At 34.3% G+C, this 17,311-nt stretch carries 22 protein-coding genes; 2 read left to right on the forward strand and 20 right to left on the reverse strand.

Features of this window, described 5'->3' with window-relative positions:
• Positions 1-4: 4 nt before the first annotated feature.
• Both coxB and OOK85_RS04285 read right to left on the reverse strand, forming a co-directional pair.
• The gene (gene coxB / locus OOK85_RS04280; protein WP_182365661.1) at positions 5-769 is read right to left on the reverse strand and encodes a cytochrome c oxidase subunit II; all 765 of its coding nucleotides are present in this window, start codon (positions 767-769) and stop codon (positions 5-7) included.
• A 1,542-nt stretch (positions 770-2,311) separates the two neighbouring features.
• Positions 2,312-3,832, reverse strand: coding sequence for an HlyD family type I secretion periplasmic adaptor subunit (locus tag OOK85_RS04285; protein WP_264702328.1), 1,521 nt, complete (start codon positions 3,830-3,832; stop codon positions 2,312-2,314).
• Between the two features lie 263 nt (positions 3,833-4,095).
• On the opposite strand from OOK85_RS04285, the gene fabG reads away from it, so the two are divergent.
• Positions 4,096-4,830: a 3-oxoacyl-[acyl-carrier-protein] reductase gene (fabG, locus tag OOK85_RS04290; protein ID WP_264702330.1), complete on the forward strand. Its 735-nt coding sequence runs from the start codon at positions 4,096-4,098 to the stop codon at positions 4,828-4,830.
• A gap of 95 nt (positions 4,831-4,925) precedes the next feature.
• Positions 4,926-5,255, forward strand: coding sequence for a TrbC/VirB2 family protein (locus OOK85_RS04295; protein WP_155968336.1), 330 nt, complete (start codon positions 4,926-4,928; stop codon positions 5,253-5,255).
• Between the two features lie 27 nt (positions 5,256-5,282).
• Here OOK85_RS04295 and OOK85_RS04300 read toward each other — a convergent pair whose 3' ends face one another.
• The 18 genes from OOK85_RS04300 to rpsN form a co-directional block, all read right to left on the reverse strand.
• Positions 5,283-6,563, reverse strand: coding sequence for a M48 family metalloprotease (locus OOK85_RS04300; RefSeq protein WP_264702333.1), 1,281 nt, complete (start codon positions 6,561-6,563; stop codon positions 5,283-5,285).
• A 71-nt stretch (positions 6,564-6,634) separates the two neighbouring features.
• Complete coding sequence (ribB, locus tag OOK85_RS04305) at positions 6,635-7,279, reverse strand: 3,4-dihydroxy-2-butanone-4-phosphate synthase (protein ID WP_264702335.1); 645 nt, start codon at positions 7,277-7,279, stop codon at positions 6,635-6,637.
• Between the two features lie 6 nt (positions 7,280-7,285).
• Positions 7,286-7,780 (reverse strand): transcription elongation factor GreA, encoded by a 495-nt coding sequence (gene greA, locus OOK85_RS04310; RefSeq protein ID WP_007549342.1) that lies wholly within the window; start codon positions 7,778-7,780, stop codon positions 7,286-7,288.
• 9 nt (positions 7,781-7,789) lie between these two features.
• Complete coding sequence (gene atpA / locus OOK85_RS04315; RefSeq protein WP_264702337.1) at positions 7,790-9,331, reverse strand: F0F1 ATP synthase subunit alpha; 1,542 nt, start codon at positions 9,329-9,331, stop codon at positions 7,790-7,792.
• On the reverse strand, positions 9,328-9,888 hold the full coding sequence (gene atpH, locus OOK85_RS04320) for an ATP synthase F1 subunit delta (RefSeq protein WP_264702339.1): 561 nt from the start codon (positions 9,886-9,888) through the stop codon (positions 9,328-9,330). Before atpH ends, atpA begins: the two co-directional genes overlap by 4 nt.
• A gap of 41 nt (positions 9,889-9,929) precedes the next feature.
• On the reverse strand, positions 9,930-10,280 hold the full coding sequence (locus OOK85_RS04325; RefSeq protein WP_012673177.1) for a YraN family protein: 351 nt from the start codon (positions 10,278-10,280) through the stop codon (positions 9,930-9,932).
• Positions 10,281-10,303: 23 nt separating this feature from the next.
• A complete protein-coding gene (gene rplQ, locus OOK85_RS04330) occupies positions 10,304-10,732 on the reverse strand; it encodes a 50S ribosomal protein L17 (RefSeq protein ID WP_264702342.1) in 429 nt (142 codons plus the stop codon).
• Between the two features lie 7 nt (positions 10,733-10,739).
• Positions 10,740-11,807, reverse strand: coding sequence for a DNA-directed RNA polymerase subunit alpha (locus tag OOK85_RS04335; protein WP_264702344.1), 1,068 nt, complete (start codon positions 11,805-11,807; stop codon positions 10,740-10,742).
• Positions 11,808-11,828: 21 nt separating this feature from the next.
• Positions 11,829-12,215, reverse strand: a complete 387-nt coding sequence (gene rpsK, locus OOK85_RS04340; protein ID WP_264702346.1) for a 30S ribosomal protein S11 — start codon at positions 12,213-12,215, stop codon at positions 11,829-11,831.
• 24 nt (positions 12,216-12,239) lie between these two features.
• Positions 12,240-12,608, reverse strand: a complete 369-nt coding sequence (gene rpsM / locus OOK85_RS04345; RefSeq protein WP_264702348.1) for a 30S ribosomal protein S13 — start codon at positions 12,606-12,608, stop codon at positions 12,240-12,242.
• A 59-nt stretch (positions 12,609-12,667) separates the two neighbouring features.
• The gene (locus tag OOK85_RS04350) at positions 12,668-13,309 is read right to left on the reverse strand and encodes an adenylate kinase family protein (RefSeq protein WP_264702350.1); all 642 of its coding nucleotides are present in this window, start codon (positions 13,307-13,309) and stop codon (positions 12,668-12,670) included.
• Complete coding sequence (gene secY / locus OOK85_RS04355) at positions 13,306-14,634, reverse strand: preprotein translocase subunit SecY (protein WP_264702352.1); 1,329 nt, start codon at positions 14,632-14,634, stop codon at positions 13,306-13,308. Before secY ends, OOK85_RS04350 begins: the two co-directional genes overlap by 4 nt.
• 3 nt (positions 14,635-14,637) lie before the next feature.
• Complete coding sequence (gene rplO, locus OOK85_RS04360) at positions 14,638-15,108, reverse strand: 50S ribosomal protein L15 (protein WP_006279863.1); 471 nt, start codon at positions 15,106-15,108, stop codon at positions 14,638-14,640.
• A gap of 3 nt (positions 15,109-15,111) precedes the next feature.
• A complete protein-coding gene (rpsE, locus tag OOK85_RS04365; RefSeq protein ID WP_010962748.1) occupies positions 15,112-15,624 on the reverse strand; it encodes a 30S ribosomal protein S5 in 513 nt (170 codons plus the stop codon).
• A 12-nt stretch (positions 15,625-15,636) separates the two neighbouring features.
• Positions 15,637-16,008, reverse strand: coding sequence for a 50S ribosomal protein L18 (gene rplR, locus OOK85_RS04370; protein WP_006279867.1), 372 nt, complete (start codon positions 16,006-16,008; stop codon positions 15,637-15,639).
• A 5-nt stretch (positions 16,009-16,013) separates the two neighbouring features.
• Positions 16,014-16,559, reverse strand: a complete 546-nt coding sequence (gene rplF / locus OOK85_RS04375; RefSeq protein ID WP_007551152.1) for a 50S ribosomal protein L6 — start codon at positions 16,557-16,559, stop codon at positions 16,014-16,016.
• A 16-nt stretch (positions 16,560-16,575) separates the two neighbouring features.
• Positions 16,576-16,971: a 30S ribosomal protein S8 gene (gene rpsH / locus OOK85_RS04380; RefSeq protein WP_007551150.1), complete on the reverse strand. Its 396-nt coding sequence runs from the start codon at positions 16,969-16,971 to the stop codon at positions 16,576-16,578.
• A 21-nt stretch (positions 16,972-16,992) separates the two neighbouring features.
• On the reverse strand, positions 16,993-17,301 hold the full coding sequence (rpsN, locus tag OOK85_RS04385) for a 30S ribosomal protein S14 (protein WP_006279345.1): 309 nt from the start codon (positions 17,299-17,301) through the stop codon (positions 16,993-16,995).
• Between the last annotated feature and the right edge of the window lie 10 nt (positions 17,302-17,311).

Below are 17,311 nucleotides of genomic sequence, written 5' to 3' on the forward strand. Positions count from 1 at the left end.
AAATTTAACTCACTAATTTTCTATTTTCAATCCACTTATTAAAATCTTCTTTGCTTACTGCTTCAACAACAATTGGCATAAATCCATGGCCTTGACCACACAATTCGTAGCACTGCCCATAATAAACACCAGGCTTTTTGATATTAAACCACGCCTCATTCAGCCTACCTGGTATCGCATCAATTTTTACACCGAAAGCCGGTACTCCCCAACTGTGTATCACATCTCCTGCTGTAACTTGTAAACGAACGTTAGTATTAACGGGTAAAATGATGTTGTTATCAACAGAGAATAGCTTTAAATCTCCTTCGATAAAGTCTTCTTTTCCCTTAATATAACTATCAAATGACACACCTTGATATTCTGGATATTGGTAGCTCCAATACCATTGATGGCCAATAACTTTTAGTGTTATATCAGCTTTCGGTATTTCTTCCTGTAGCTTCAGTAATTTAGCGTTTTCAAAGGCTAATATTCCAACAATAATCGTTGGTATAACAAACCAAACAATTTCTAAAAGAACATTGTGATTAGTTTGGCTTACGTTTGCCACTTTGCTTTTACGAAAGCGAAATACTACATAAGCAAGCAGCGCCCACACAAAGAGCATTATTGCAACCATCACAAGCATCACAAACGAATGTGACCTAACTACAGCCTCCATTACTTCAGTTGCAGGAGCAGGAAATCCAAATTGCCAGGAAGTAGGAGCAGAGGCAACAGATATATTTGAGTAAAATATTATCAATAGTGCAAATAACTTCACCATATCTTTTGTTTGTTTGCTATAAAACTAAGTGATATACTGTATAATAGTATATATAAACTTACTATGCAAATAGAGATTAGTGATGGTTAATAATTTTTTAGCATTCAACAAGTATAATATTACAATACTAATTTGAGGAAAAAAGCATTTACATAAATCTATTGTAAGTAAAAATATTATAATATTTTAAATTAAGTATTTACTTTAAGTAAATTCTATAATAAGTTTAATAGTGTCTGTTACTGCTAATAACCCTCTAGCCTCACACCTAAAAGCAGTAACAGACACTATTAAAGTTTATGATTTGCAAGATCAAAGTCTTGCAAGTGTCTTTATTTCATTATACATTGCAGTTTGTTAATTAACTTTTAATGCCTATGGTAGCATTTACTGAACCAAAGCTTTGCGTATTATAGAAAATAATTACAAAAAAAACACACTATTTATATACCATACAAACTTTTTTCATTCTGCATAGCTGAGTTACTAGATTCTGTAAACGAAATCTTTAGAGAAGCCAAATGGGCAAAGTTTCATGAAGGTCTTTGGCATCTCTTAGCATAGATCCCTTACTTAACCGTCATACCGCGATTCATTCGCAGTATCTCAAAGCATAGATCCCGCTAACACGTAGCTGGATGACGGTTGTCAGGGTGTCATCCCAGTGCCCTGACTACTTGGACCCAGAAAAAAGAATGGTGTCATGAAAGTAGCTGACACTGATTCCTTTATGATGGTGTCATCCCAGTGCTTGACACTGGGATCCAGGAAAGTTTGCTTGTAAGCAAGCAAACTAGCACAGAAAGTGGTTACAACATTTTCGATGAGATTACATGGAAAACTGGATCCCAGTGTCAAGCACTGGGATGACAAGGTATAAACCTTATCGTCATACCGCCACGAACCGTCATACCGCGATTCATTCGCGGTATCTCTAGATCCCGCTAACAAGTAGCGGGATGACGATTGTCGTTTAGCCATAAACATTAAGAAATCTACCAAATAAAAAAAAGGCAAAAGAAGCCCCGTGGTAGTTGGCTATTTACTATGTACTAAAATATCGGCGTTTTTTTTATTCTAAAACGCTTGATTAAGAGCGATTTAGCTGCTTTTAACTTGCAACTAACCTACATCGCAAGTGTTTAAGAAATTTACTAAGCAGGAAAAAAGGCAAAGAAACCCCGTAGTAGCTAGCATTCAAATTCTCCCTTGTCAATTTGACGTTTTTTGCTGTCTTAAACAGCGCGTTTCGGCTTATATAGGTAAAAACCTAAAAATTTTTAAAGACATGCGATGCACATAGTGCAAAAAATCAAACATGAGACGCCAAATACCCTAAGTTTTTTGTCATTAACCTGCACAGATTGCGAAGATAAATAAATAGCTTCAGTTCCATGATAAGGGGGCTGGCCGAGTTTGTCAAGGAAGTTTTTCGTTTCTACTGAATAACAATTGTGGCTTGGGAGATGATGCAAGAAGCCTATTGTCTAATTATGTACCTAAATTTATTACGGCACTTTCACTACTACTTTAACGAGTGAGCTACCTTTCTATAAAAGACCTATCGACTGTTGCAATTATAGGCGTAAACAAGAATGATAAAAGAGTACGAGATTGAGTAACTATGTACACTTCTGCTGGCATACCAGGGTATAGGTATACGTTTTTAAACTGAGCAAGCTCTGGTTTTGATATCACTACACGTACTGAATAATAACGCCCTAGCCTTGGATCATCAAGGGCATCGGGAGAAATATTGCTTACTATACCATTAATTAAACTTAAACGACGTGCACTGTAAGCACTTAAACGAACTTTAACCTTTAGCCCTTCTAGCCCATCAATAGAGACTATGTTGCTATCTTTCTTTTGTGCTGACAGTATCTCTTCTATGTTTCTGGTCTGAATTTTAGCATCTATTATTAGGTCATCATCCGATGGCACTACGCTCATGATCGGAACTCCAGATTGTATAACACCACCTTCAGTATGGTATCTTATATCTGTGACTATCCCACCTTGAGGCGATTTAATTATTGTACGTGCTAATGAATCTTCAGCAACCATCAGTCTCTCTTTCAAGTCTGCAATAGACGTACTAACTTCCTTAAGTTCAGCGTTTGCTCTTTCTTGAGAATCATTTCTCACGTTTATAATTTCTAATTCGTTCTCTCCAATTTTTTGCTGCACTTGAGATATTGCAGAACGGTAATGTCCAACTCTGCCTTCAATTTCAGCAAACTGCTTTTCTAAAGCTAAAATGTGTGGTTTGCTTATATGGCCACTATCAAGTAATTGTCTTTTTGTTTCCAACTCCTCAGTTATCAAGTCATATTGCTTATGAGCTGCATTTAGTTGAAAGTTTAGCCCCGCTAATTCATCATTTAACTGCTTTATACGTTGTTGCAGTATGTCTGTTTTTCCCAATATGCTCTTTCTCTGAGAGTTGAACAACTTTACTTGATTCTTTATCGCTTTATTTACAAGTTCATCGTGAGATAATTTTTTAACCTCATCAGGAAACTCGAGCGTGTCCAAATCTACTCTGATTGCAAGAAGCCTTGCTTCTGTTGCTAAAAATGATAAGAGCTTCTCTTTGATGATACTTAAATTCGCCTTCTCGTTAACATCACTCAACAAAACTAGAGGCTCATCTTTTTTAACTGCTTGACCCTCTTTTACTAAAATTTTGCTTATTATTCCTCCGCCCAAGTGTTGAACTATTTTTCTATTTGAAGATACAATAACTTCTCCACTTGCATGCACCGCACCGTCAATTGGAGCTATAGCCGACCAAATACCACCTATCCCAAAAAAGATAAGTATTACTACTAGACCAAAAAATAGTGGTCCCCATGTTACTCTCAGAACTTCATTTACGTTATTACTTTCGCGTTTTAAAATAAAATTTATCATCGCATCAATCAATGCGAACGTCTTATCCAAAAATTTTGGGTACTTCTTCTTTTTATTTTTTGCTCCTTGCATATTTATATTATCACTATGGCCAATCAAGCCTGTCAAAGAAAATCCAGTGCTAAGCTTTTTTAACTTACTGATCATAATACTACTGTGAATTTGTGTTAACTCAAGATAACACACAAAAACAAAGAATCTATAATTTAAGCATTCCATTTAGACTGTAGAGCACCAGAATAAACTATTTAGTAACAATTCCTGCAACTATGTTTTTAAAATTTTTTGACGTTTAACTTTATTATAACTTTTTCTTTATTTTGTGAATATCTGAGTTACTTATATTATGTAAGAAATCTATTGCCAACCAGTCAATATTCTGTTAGGAATTAAGATAATATAAAGTTATTATGCTTAAATTGGAAAGCAGAAAGTTCCTGATTACTGGCGCATCAGGCGGAATAGGGCAAGCAATTGTAAAAATTATGCACAAAGCCGGAGCAACTTTATGTATTTCTGGCACAAAAAAAGAAGTGCTCGAAGAAGTTGCTAAACAATATGAAAAAAATATGCACGTACTCCCTTGTGATTTATCAAATGCTGAGGAAGTAAATCAACTAGTAAACAGAGCAAGTGAGTTGATGGAAGGCTTTGACGGGCTTGTATGCAACGCGGGCATTACGCAAGACAGTTTATTATTGAGAATGACAGATGAAACATGGCAAAAAGTAATTGATATTAACTTGAGTTCTACATTTAAGCTTAGTAGAGAAGCATGCAGGAAACTAATTAAGAATAATTGGGGAAGAATTATAAATATTTCCTCAATAATAGGGCTAACAGGAAACGCCGGGCAAGCAAATTATGCAGCGTCTAAAGCTGGAATAATAGCTATGAGCAAATCTATAGCAAAAGAAGTTGCAAGTCGTAATATAACAGTAAATTGTATTGCTCCTGGGTTTATAGATACTAAAATGACTGAAGTTTTAAATGAAGTGCAAAAGGGAAAAATATTAGATAATATTCCAATGAAAAGAATGGGAACAGGGGAAGAAATAGCAGCAGGGGTCTTATTTTTAGCAAGTGATGAAGCAAAATATATAACAGGGCATGTGCTTAACATTAATGGTGGGTTATTTATGTAGCAACACTTATGTATGGACAAATTATAATTTTTACTTTAAAATAAAAATATGTGTAGGTTTAGGTTTACGTTAATTTATTATTTAGAGGCAAAAAAATGAGCTCTATAATGGAATTTTTTAGTGTTTTTTGCGTAGTATTGCTTTTCTCTTTCTCAGGTTATGCAGCTGACCCTGATATGGATGACACAACTAAAGTAATATGCAATATTATTGGTTATGTTTGGGGGATAGGCGGTCCACTTATGACGGTAGTAATAATTGGTGCAGCTTTGCTTGCAATATTTGGCAGGATGCCGTGGCCAGCCCTCTTTGCTCTTGGCATGTTCTGTGGTGTATTTTTTGGCGCTAAAACTATCATAACGAAAATTATGCCCAACGTAAGCGATGAAGCAAAAACTATGTTGGAAAAGTGTGGACAAAAATAATCCAAAAAGTGCAGAAATGCTTTTTTGTTATCCGTTAAACCGCTTCATATCTTCAACTTGCAACAAATAAGGGCTATCTTTTGGTAGAGTTTTAACAGCTAGCTCAGCATATTTTGTAAATTGCTTTAAATCACCTTCAATACAAGCCTTTTTTGTCAAGGCAAAATAATGCATTGCCGTATCAGCTTCACATTTATATGCAATGCTTAAATATTTCCAGACAAAAGCGTTATTTGGTTCTACATTCAAAATCTGCTCCAGGTAAAAAATCGCCTTTTTTGCATCACCGTGTAATAATAAAGTATGAGATAATGCAAGTTTCACTAAATAACTGTTTTTCTCAGATAAATACCTAAGCGATTCCTCATACATTTTTATTGCTTCACTTAAATTTCCGGCCTTGTATAGCATTTCTGCTTTTAATTCATATAGGTATGGATCACTGTGTGACTCTTGAATCAATGAGTTAACTTTAGCAATAGCCTCTTCTATCTTTCCTTGCCTATAGCAAACTATAGCATTTACATACTCAGAATTATCTTCATATTTATTAGATAACACATGAATAGGAGCAAAGAAAGAGTCTAGCTTTGCAACCACACGCTCAAACTTTAGTAACTTATCCGCAAAAATTGGTTTTACGTTGTTTTTGACCTTATAATTCTGTACAGCAAATATACGTTTCTCACTAAGTGGGTGAGTGCGGAAATATTCCTCGGTGTTCTCATGCTCAATACTTTTAAAATAATCAAAAATCTCTTTCATACCTGAATTATCATAGCCAGATTCATCAAGATACCTTAAAGCATAGCTATCTGCTACACTTTCTTGCTCTTGAGAATAGTTAAAAAATAGCCTTGAACTAAACGCTACACCACTAAGCAAAATTGCACCAGCAACCTGAGGGTTAATGATAATACTAGAAACTAATCCTACCATATAACTAATCATTGCTATCGATTGAAAATAACCCATAGCACTACTCATTTGCAATATATGACCAGCAGATATGTGAGCAATCTCATGTGCTAATATACCAAGCAGGACATAAGGTTTAGCCGAATATTGTAAAAGTCCTAAATGAATGAAAATACTGTTATTATTAATTACAAAAGCATTAATCGAATTGTCATTAATTATAAAAACTTTTATTTGCTCATGATCAATATCCGCAGCAGAAAATAAAGGTTGCGCTAGCTCTTTCACTATTGCTTCCACTTCACTATCTCTAATAATGTTAATAGAGTAAGCATTATTATAATATGCAAAAAAGAACAATAAGGTCAAAAACTTAGCAACTCTAAACATGAAAATTCTGTGCTTGTATAATTTATAGGAATTCTATATTTTAACACTTAAATTATACAAATTTATAAACGCTAGTTTAAATTTTTAACGTAACTGATAAGTTTGTCGATGGTAGTTAACTTAATTTTATGTTGTTCAGCAAATTTAAGTAACTGAGGTAAGCGCATCATAGAGCCATCATCATTCACTAATTCACAAATAACTGCTGAATGATCAAACCCTACTAACTTCGCCATTTCAACACTCGCTTCAGTATGACCAGCACGTTGTACCACCCCACCTTTATGTGCAATTACAGGAAAAACATGACCTGGAGTTATGATGTCATCCTGAGTACCATCCTTGTTGATAGCAGCATGTATAGTTTTCGTTCTATCCTCTGCTGAAATACCGGTTGTAATGCCATAACGTGCATCAATTGATGTAGTAAATGCGGTATGATTTTCACCAATATTTTTCTTTTCCATGAAATTAAGGCCCAACCTTTTCATGTGAAATTTAGTCATTGCTAAGCAAACAACCCCTGTACCGTACCTAACCATAAAAGCCATATGTTCCGGCTTTATTTTCTCAGCTAAGACAATCAAATCGCCTTCATTTTCTCTATTTTCATCATCAACTAAAATGAATAATTTACCGGAACGAGCATCCTCTAATACATCTTCCACAGAAGAAATACCTGGTAGACTCATTGAAGCATAAGTGGCCTGTACCATAATAATTTACTTAAATTCAATCTTAACTATTTTATACAATTTCTCTCCATTTGGCACTGTCACTTCCACATATTCACCGACTTTTTTGCCGATTAAGGCACTCCCAAGTGGTGAACTAGTAGATATTAACTGCTTTGAAACATCAGCTTCATATTCGCCTACAACCTTATAAACATATTCCACTTCACCGTTATTATCACTTAACATGCTTAATGTCACAGTTGCACCAAACATTACTGAATCACCAGACAAATTTTTTACTTCTATTACTTCCGCATGTGAGAGCTTACTTTCTATCTCCATTATACGGCCTTCAATAAAACCTAACCTTTCCCGTGCTGCATGATACTCTGCGTTTTCAGACAAATCACCTTGATCACGAGCATCAGAAATAGCCTGTATCACAGAAGGTTTTTCTTCCTTTAATTTTTCAAGTTCGGCTTGCATATTCTCAAAACCTTCCCTCGTCATAGGAAATTTATTAATAATGGATGAAGCCATAATCACCACCTAAACGCAATTAAATTGAGTAACGAAATTACTCACAATGTTAAAAATATCACCTTTTATATCATCACTCATGTCATTTGACAACTTTTTTAAAACCCCAGGGTGTACAGTATGAAAATAATTAATAAGATCATGTTCAAATTTATTAATGTAACTTATTTGTACTTTACTTAACTGATTATATAGGTTAGAAAAAATATACATCAGCACTACTTGCTCTTCTATTGACATAGGTAAATGTTGTTTTTGCTTTAATAACTCGACAAGATATTTACCCTTATTCAAGGATAATTGAACACTAGCATCAAGATCAGAACCAAATTTTGCAAAATCTTCTAATTCTCTATACTGAGCTAAGCTTAGCTTTATAGAACCAGCAACTTTCTTCACAGACTTTAGTTGTGCAGCAGAACCAACCCGTGAAACTGACAAACCTATATTTACTGCAGGTCGAAATCCTTTATAAAATAATTCAGACTCAAGAAAGATCTGCCCATCGGTGATTGAAATAACATTTGTTGGCACATATGCAGATACATCACCAGCTTGAGTTTCGACAATTGGCAAAGCAGTTAAAGAACCCTGCCCTTTTTTATCAGACATTTTAGCAGCTCTTTCAAGCAAGCGAGAATGTACATAGAATATATCTCCAGGGTAAGCTTCACGACCAGGAGGACGTCTGAGCAATAAAGACATCTGCCTATATGCCACAGCATGCTTAGATAAATCATCATATATAATCAAACAATGCATTCCATTGTCACGGAAAAATTCCCCAATAGTGCAACCAGCATAAGGTGCTAAAAATTGCATAGGCGCGCAGTCAGATGCACTAGCCACAACTACAGTTGTATACTCTAATGCTCCGCTTTCTTTCAGCTTATTTACCACTTTTGCTACTGTTGAAATTTTTTGCCCAATAGCAACATAAACACAGTAAACTTTTTGATTTTCGTTTACCTCATCGTTAATCTTCTTCTGATTGATAATAGTATCAAGCGCAATAGTAGTTTTACCAATTTGTCTATCACCAATAATTAATTCACGCTGCCCTCTACCTATTGGAATTAGCAAATCTATAATTTTAATTCCTGTTTGCAGTGGCTCATGCACAGACTTACGATCAATAATGCCTGGCGCTTTAGATTCTATATCCATTCTGTTTTTGGCTCTAATTTCCCCACCGTCGTCCATAGGATGGCCCAACGCATTTACAACTCTCCCTAACAATTCATGCCCTACAGGCACCTGCACAACATCACCACTACATTTTACAACGTCCCCTTCTTTCACATCACGGTCACTACCAAGCACAACTATTCCAGCCATATCATGATCTAAATCAAGAACTATTCCTTCTACACCGCTTGCAAAAAATACCTTTTCACCGAATTTTGCTTTTTCCAGTCCATAAACCAATGCAATACCATCTGTTACTGAAATTACTTCACCTATATTTTCCCGCTTTATAGGATTATCAAACGTCTCAACTTTTTCCCTTATTACACTTGCTATCTCAGAAACATTCATACTGTTCTTCATACAAAATTCCTTACTTTTAATATTTCCATTTTACTTAAGTCAACTAACCTATCCAAGTAACTTTTTAGCGAAGCATCGATCAAATTAAAACCATACCTAACTACGAAGCCACCTACTATAGAAGGGTTAACCACATTGCTTACTTTTATTATTTTACCAAGAAAGCTCAAAGATTCAGTAATTATTTTTATATCAGATTCCTTTAAAGTTTCTGCTGACTTTATAGTAATTTCGAATTCATTTTCATTTTCTCTTGCAAGACTTAAGAATTTTTCTAATATAAGGATCAATAAACTAGAGCGTTTATTTGCAAATATAACCATAATAAATTTTACTAAATTCTCACTCAAGTGCTCATTTATAGAAAGCATCACTTCTTTTTTGTGTGCAAAAGAAATCATAGGATGAGATAGGTACACAAAAACATCACGTTGATCCTTAAAAAAAGCCAACAAAAATTCTACTTCTTTCCTTATAATACCTAACCTGCTTCCTGAGACATGAAACAGCACTCTAGCGTAAGATGAAACTAAATTATTGTATTGGGCCTTTTTCATATTAAATCCAGTAAATCTAAATTAATTCAGTTACAAATCTTTCATTCTTCAATCCAAGCATTTTTTATATAAACAGGTCTTCTCTTTAAGGAAAGAAAATATAAATCATATCTGACTGAATAATCTAAAAAACTAAGGTTTTTACTTAAGAAATACTTAGAAGAATTTATAATAGACTGACATTGAAGATGAGATATCGGTATTTCTTTTCCAAGCAAACTTGTTTTAACTTCTATAAAAATCAGCTCCTTTTTTTTAGATACAATTAAGTCAATTTCACCGAACTTACAACGGTAACGGCGTTTTATAACATTATACCATTTCAGTTTTAAATATACTAAAACTAATAACTCGCCAAAGTAACCTACAAAGTAGCGTAACCTACTTACCACAAGAAGAACAATTATGATAACATTTAACTTTGTGTAACTACTTTGCCTCCTTCTTTATTTTTACTATAAACCTTACCTCTTGCTGCAATATCCCTATCAACCAGTTCTATCACTGCCATTGAAGCGCAATCACCCTTTCGAGTGCTAAATTTTATCATTCTAGAATACCCACCTTTACGATCTTGATAACGGCTGGCTAAGACGTTTAATAACTTATCAACTGCTAACTTACTATTATGAAGGCGTGAAAGCAAAAGTCTTCTACCATGTAAAGTATTCTTATTCTTAGCAATTGTAATAAACTTTTCGACATATGGACGAAGTTCCTTAGCTTTTGGTAAAGTAGTTACAATCTGCTCATGGTTAATTAATGAGATAGATAGATTCTTTAACGTCGATAATCTATGTTCAGTGCAACGAGATAGTTTACGTTTTTTTATTCCATGTTTCATATATCACCTAATCTTCATCAGTATGTTGTTTAGCCAACTCATCTATATCCTTAGGTGGCCAGTTTAGCACATTCATACCCAAAGACAAGCCAAAATTAGTCAAAACTGCCTTAATCTCATTCAAAGACTTTCTGCCAAAATTAGCAGTTCTTAACATTTCACCTTCTGTCTTTTGCACAAGATCACCTATATAAGTGATGTTTTCGTTTTTCAGACAGTTATGAGACCTGACAGATAATTCCATTTCATCTACCTTACGCAATAAGACAGGGTCATAACCCAAATCTTTAGCACCACTAGACGAAGAAACCTGCGATTTTTTATAACTTACATCAGAACTAATAAAGGGCTGAAGTTGCTCCTGTAATATTCTTGCAGCAGAGTCAACAGCTTGATTCGGAGAAATTGTACCATCAGTTTCAATTGACAATATCAGCTTATCCTTATCAGTCACTTGGCCAACACGACTGTTCTCTACCCTGTACGAAACCCTGTTGACAGGGCTATACAAAGCATTAACTGGAATAAAACCAATTAAATCCTGTTCACTTATAAGCTTCAAAAGTTCATTTTCTTTATATTTAGTTACAGGAAGATAACCTTTTCCGCTAGCCACATATATGGTCATGTTAAGCTCCACATTTTGCCCCAGCGTACATATTAACAAATCTTTATTAACAATAGAGCATTGATCATCAGTTTCTATCATCCCAGCTAATACCTGGCAAGGCCCTTTAGCGTTTAAATTTAAGCATTTATTAGAAGCACCATTTAATTTACACCTCAACATGCCCATATTTAACACTATATCAGTTACATCTTCTCTCACCCCTTGAATTGAAGTAAACTCATGAGTTACACCTTCAATTTTTATTCCATAAACAGCACTACCTTTAAGAGAAGATAAGATTACACGTCTTAATGCATTACCTAATGTTAAAGCAAAACCACTTTCCAACGGTTCTAGCACTATATCACTTTTTTCACTTGAATCATCTGATATTACCTTAACTGAACTAGGTTTAATCAATTTATCTAAATTGCTACAGAGAGACACATCATTATTATAATACATAAAACAACCTTTTCAAATATCCTATACTCTTCTTTTTTTTCTTAACCTGCACCCATTATGAGGAATTGCGGTTTTATCTGCAATTGAAGTCACAGTCAACCCACAGCTCTGAAGTGCTTTAACCGCAGCTTCGGTACCAAAGCCAGGACCACGAATTATTACAGAGACAACCTTCATACCAAATCTCTCTATTGCATTCTTCGCAGCAGCCTCCGCAGCCTTACCTGCAGCATAAGGTGTGGATTTTCTCGAACCTGAAAAACCACATGCACCCACAGAAGTTTGACATAGCGTATTACCATGAACATCAGTTACATTTACAAAAGTATTATTAAAAGTTGCACGAATATGAACAACACCAGTAATAAACTCCTTTGTACTCTTACCAACCGTTTTGACTTTTTTCATTAAAACTCACAATAATAATAAATTTTATTTTTTCCCAGCAATAGGCAACCGAGATCTACCTTTACGAGTCTTAGCATTAGTATGAGTCCTTTGCCCTCTCACAGGTAAACCTTTTCTATGTCTCACTCCTCTATAGCATCCCATTTCCACTAAAGATTTTATGTTCATAGCCACTTCTTTTCTAAGCTCACCTTCTATAACATAATTTTGTCTAATGAAACTGCTGATCTTTTCTATATCTTCATCTCGTAATTCTGAAACACGTTTGCGCTTATCAACTTCGCAAGCGTGACAAATTACATTCGCAGTAGCAATACCTATACCATATATATAAGTTAATGCAAAAGGAACACATTTCCTCACTGGAATATTTATGCTTGCAATACGTGCCACTGGTACCTCGATACTTTATTAATAACAACTCTTAATTTATACCATAAAACAACCCAGAGTCAAACCAAATTACAAGAAATTTTACTTTCAATCTCTTGCGTTACCTCATCAACACTCAAATTAGCGTCAATTGTTAATAATTTGCCTTTATAATACTCGCGTAAACCTTTCATTTGAAGGTGATATTCACTTATTCTCTTATTAATTGCAGACATATCAGCATCATCAATTCTTTTCTCTAACCTCGTACTTTTACATTTAGCACAAGTAGTACTCTTAAAAGAAGATACACTATATATGCTTTTACAGTCCAAACACGCGAGACGATTTTTTAACCTATCGATTGCAATATTATCGTCAAGCTGCAGCTCAACTACAATGTCAACATCCCTATTATATTTTTCTTGCAAAACTTGAGTCAAAAAATGAGCCTGGTTTAAATTTCTCGGAAAACCATCTAATAAGCAATTATCATCCACTAATGCAAGCTGGTCACGTAATAATCCACATATAATTTCATCTTGAATTAAATTACCAGATTCCACGGTACCCTTTATTTTTTTACCTAACTCACTACTGCTAGATATAATATTCCTTAATAAATCCCCTACTGAAATTAATTTTAAATTATATTTTACTATTAACAAGCTTGACTGAGTACCTTTACCAGAACCTGGAGGACCAAAAATCGTAATGATCATCTTACTTTCCTCGTTTTAGACTCATATTTCTTTATCCATTTGTCGTACCTATTTGAAAAAATATAAGATTGTATTTGCATAATAGTATCAGTAATAACGTTCACTATAATCAGTAAGCTCGTCCCACCAAAAATAAATGGTATATCATAATAATATCTCATAACTTCAGGTACAGTACATATGACTACCAAATACGCAGAGCCAATGAATGTCAACTTAAAAACTATATCTTGAAGGTAATCAGAAGTATGTTTCCCAGGCCTTCTACCAGGTATAAAACCACCATTTTTTTTAAGAAAATCTGCGTTTTCCTCTGGATTAAATATAAAATTGGTATAGAAAAAATTAAAAAATACTATCAGCACCAAATAGGCTACAATATATACTACTTTATTTGCCATAAAGTAATTCAAAATAAAATCAGAAAAAGCGTGCCCCTTATAGAAATTTGCAATTGAAATAGGTGTCAATAAAATTGCATTAGCAAAAATGGTTGGTACTACACCAGATAAATTAATCTTCAATGGAATATAAGTAAAATCGTCATTATGTAATCTTTTAAATTGCTTTTTAGGATGTTGAACAATAACCTTTCTATAAGAAGACTCTACAAAAATGACTAAGAGTAGCAGCAAAAAAAACAATACCAAAACAAAAAGGATAATAAATAACGATACGCTACCGTTTTTATTTAACGTTAACAAAGATGACAAAGCGCTGTGTAACTCTGATATTATACCCGTGAAAATGATTAATGAGATACCATTGCCTATACCGCTAGCGCTGATTCGTTCACCAAGCCATATTAAAAGCATAGTTCCACCTAAAAGGCTGAAAACACCTATTGTACGAAACATAACACCAGGTTCGATTACAACCAATACCCCTTCCCTATTCATCCCTTCCAATCCAACCAAAATTGGAATTGATTGAAATACACAAATTACTATGGTCAGATAGCGTATATAAGAATTTATCTTTCTACGGCCTGACTCTCCATCATTCTTAACTTCCTTCATTCCTTTAATCGCAGAAGAAAGTAACTGAATAATGATAGAAGCCATTATATATGGCATAACGTTCAATGCTAGAATTGTCATTCTAGCCAATGCACCACCAGAAAATAAATTAAATACTCCAAAAACGCCTGAGCCATCTTTGGGAAATATATCATTAATTACATCAAGATTAATTCCAGGAATAGGCACATAAGCACCCAAGCGATAGCAAATTAAAGCTATTAGCGTAAAAAATATACGCTTTAATAAATCGCCTTTATATAACAACGTAGGATCCAAGCTATTAAATGCTGATTTATTGCCCATGACTTACGATAGTATTTCCACACTACCACCAACTGAAGCTACAGATTTTTTTGCAGCTTCTGACGCAAAATCAACATGAAACACAAATTTTTCGCTCAACTTACCTTTATTAAGAAGTTTAATTTTATCCTTAATAGACTTTATAAAACCTAATTTATACAGCCTCTCCTTATCTATAACAGAGTCTTTCACTATTTTTTTAGCTTCCATTAAGCGCTGTATATCGCCAACATTAATTATAGAGTATATGCTCCTACGTATAGGCTTAAAACCTCTTTTAGGCAAACGAGTATATATAGACTGTTGTCCACCCTCAAAACCATTTATAGAAACTCCACTTCTAGCCTTCTGCCCTTTATGCCCTCTACCGGATGTTTTACCTTTACCACAACCGATACCTCTACCCAGCAACTTAGGCTTCTTTTTCTTAGATAATTTAGTAAATATAGAGTTTAATTTTACAGCATTATTCATACTTTACCTGTTTCCAACTATCTCGCTAATCTTTTTGCCTCTTTTGCTTGCTACCTGACGAGGAGATAACATACTATCAAAAGCCTTAAACACCGCACATATAACGTTATGAGGATTATTTGATCTAGTGGATTTAGCTACCACATCCTTTATACCTAACACCTCAAAAACTGATCTAATCGCTCCACCAGCAATAATACCTGTTCCGGCTCTTGCGGTTCTTAAAACTATCTCACCAGAACAAAATTTAGCTTTAATATCATGATGCAAAGTTCTACCTTCACGCAAGTACACTCTAATCATTGATTTCTTTGCAGCATTTACAGCTTTGACTCTTGCTTCAGCAACTTCTGCGTGCTTACCTATTCCACACCCTACCCTACCCTTCTCATCGCCAACAACAACCAAAATTGAAAATGAAAATCTTCTACCACCTTTGGTAACCGTTGTCACTCTTCGTACCGAAACTAAAAGCTCTGATAAATCATTATTATTTTGTAAATTCTTTATAGCCATATTCAAAACCTTCTAAAATTCAAATCCAGAACTTCTTAAAGCCTCAGCAAATTGAGAAACTAATCCTGTGTATTTATACGCTCCACGATCAAACGTAAGCTGCTGCTCTAATTTCATGCCAGACAGACGCTCAACCATTAAAGAAGAAACCTGTTTTATAGTTTCAGCGTTGACTTTCCCTTTACATACATCCTTAATTTTAGCATCCAAAGTAGAAGCTGAAGTGAGAGTTATTCCTTTTACATCATTAATTAACTGGACATAAAAATGCCTATTAGATTTAAATATGGATATACGTAAACGTTCAGCGCTCTTGTCAAGCTTCGCTCTATTACGTAACTTCCTTTTTTCAGAATTACTTAAAAAATTATACGATCTTTTCATTTTTATTACTTCTTTTTACTTACAACCTTACGCAGCATAAATTTGCCTTTTATTACAACACCCTTACCTTTATAAGGATCATATTTTCTAATTTTGCATATATCAGACGCCACCATATAGACCTTCTGCTTATCCATACCACTAACTACTAAGTGAGTTGGCTTTATGCACTTAATCTCAACATCTTTAGGCACTTTATATTTAACATTATGGCTATAACCAAGATACAAAGTCAAATACTTACCATCACACTCTGCCTTATATCCCACACCGTTAATCTCAAGATTAACAGAAAAACCATCAACCATGCCGTTAATGATATTATTAATATTACTCCTATAAGTGCCCCACATAGGCTTTATTTTATCATAATTATCTTTATCTTGATCAACAGAAAGCAATAGCTGATTATCAATAATCTGACACACAACATCCCTGATCAAGCTAACTTCCTTTTCAGCCTTAGCACTCTTTATTAACATACTACCATTATTATATTCAACTGAAACACCAGCAGGAATATTGATAGGAGCAGCACCTATACGAGACATGAATTTCTCCTATTATTTAAAACACACGACACAAAACTTCTCCACCAACCTTTAACTTATGTGCATTATAATCAGTCATCACTCCTTTGGGTGTCGATATAATAAAAATACCAAGACCATTATATGCTTTAGAAATGTCCTTATACTTAGAATAACGACGACAACCAGGCTTTGACACCCTAACTATGTCACTAATTACAGGTGACTTCTCATAATACTTCAATTTTACAATGAAAGAAGGTAAATTATCTACAACTTGCTTTTCATAATCAAGGATATACCCTTCCTCTTTTAAAATCTCCAATATAGAAGAATTCATCTTAGAAAATAGTACCCTTGTTGCCCTATGCATTGCCAATTGAGCATTACGTATCCTTGTTAAAAAATCACCAATACTATCAGATAACGCCACAATATACTCCTTATATTATATTTACCAACTAGACTTTGTAACTCCTGGAATTTGCCCAAAAGAACATAAATCACGCAAAACAATTCTACATAAACCAAATTTTCTATATACTCCTCTTGGTCTCCCAGTTAAAGCACACCTATTTCTAATTTTGGTTTTAGAAGAATTTCTAGGCAATTTTTTAATTAATTTATTTTGAGCTGTAAACCTTTCTACAATAGACAAATTCTTATTATTTATTATAGATTTCAATTTTTCTCTTTTTTCTTTATATTGATCGCACAACTTTATTCTGCGAAGATTTCTTTCTATCATAGATTTTTTTGCCATATATTTCTCC

This window comes from Wolbachia endosymbiont (group A) of Volucella inflata, from assembly GCF_947250665.1.
Taxonomy (GTDB): Bacteria; Pseudomonadota; Alphaproteobacteria; order Rickettsiales; family Anaplasmataceae; genus Wolbachia; species Wolbachia pipientis.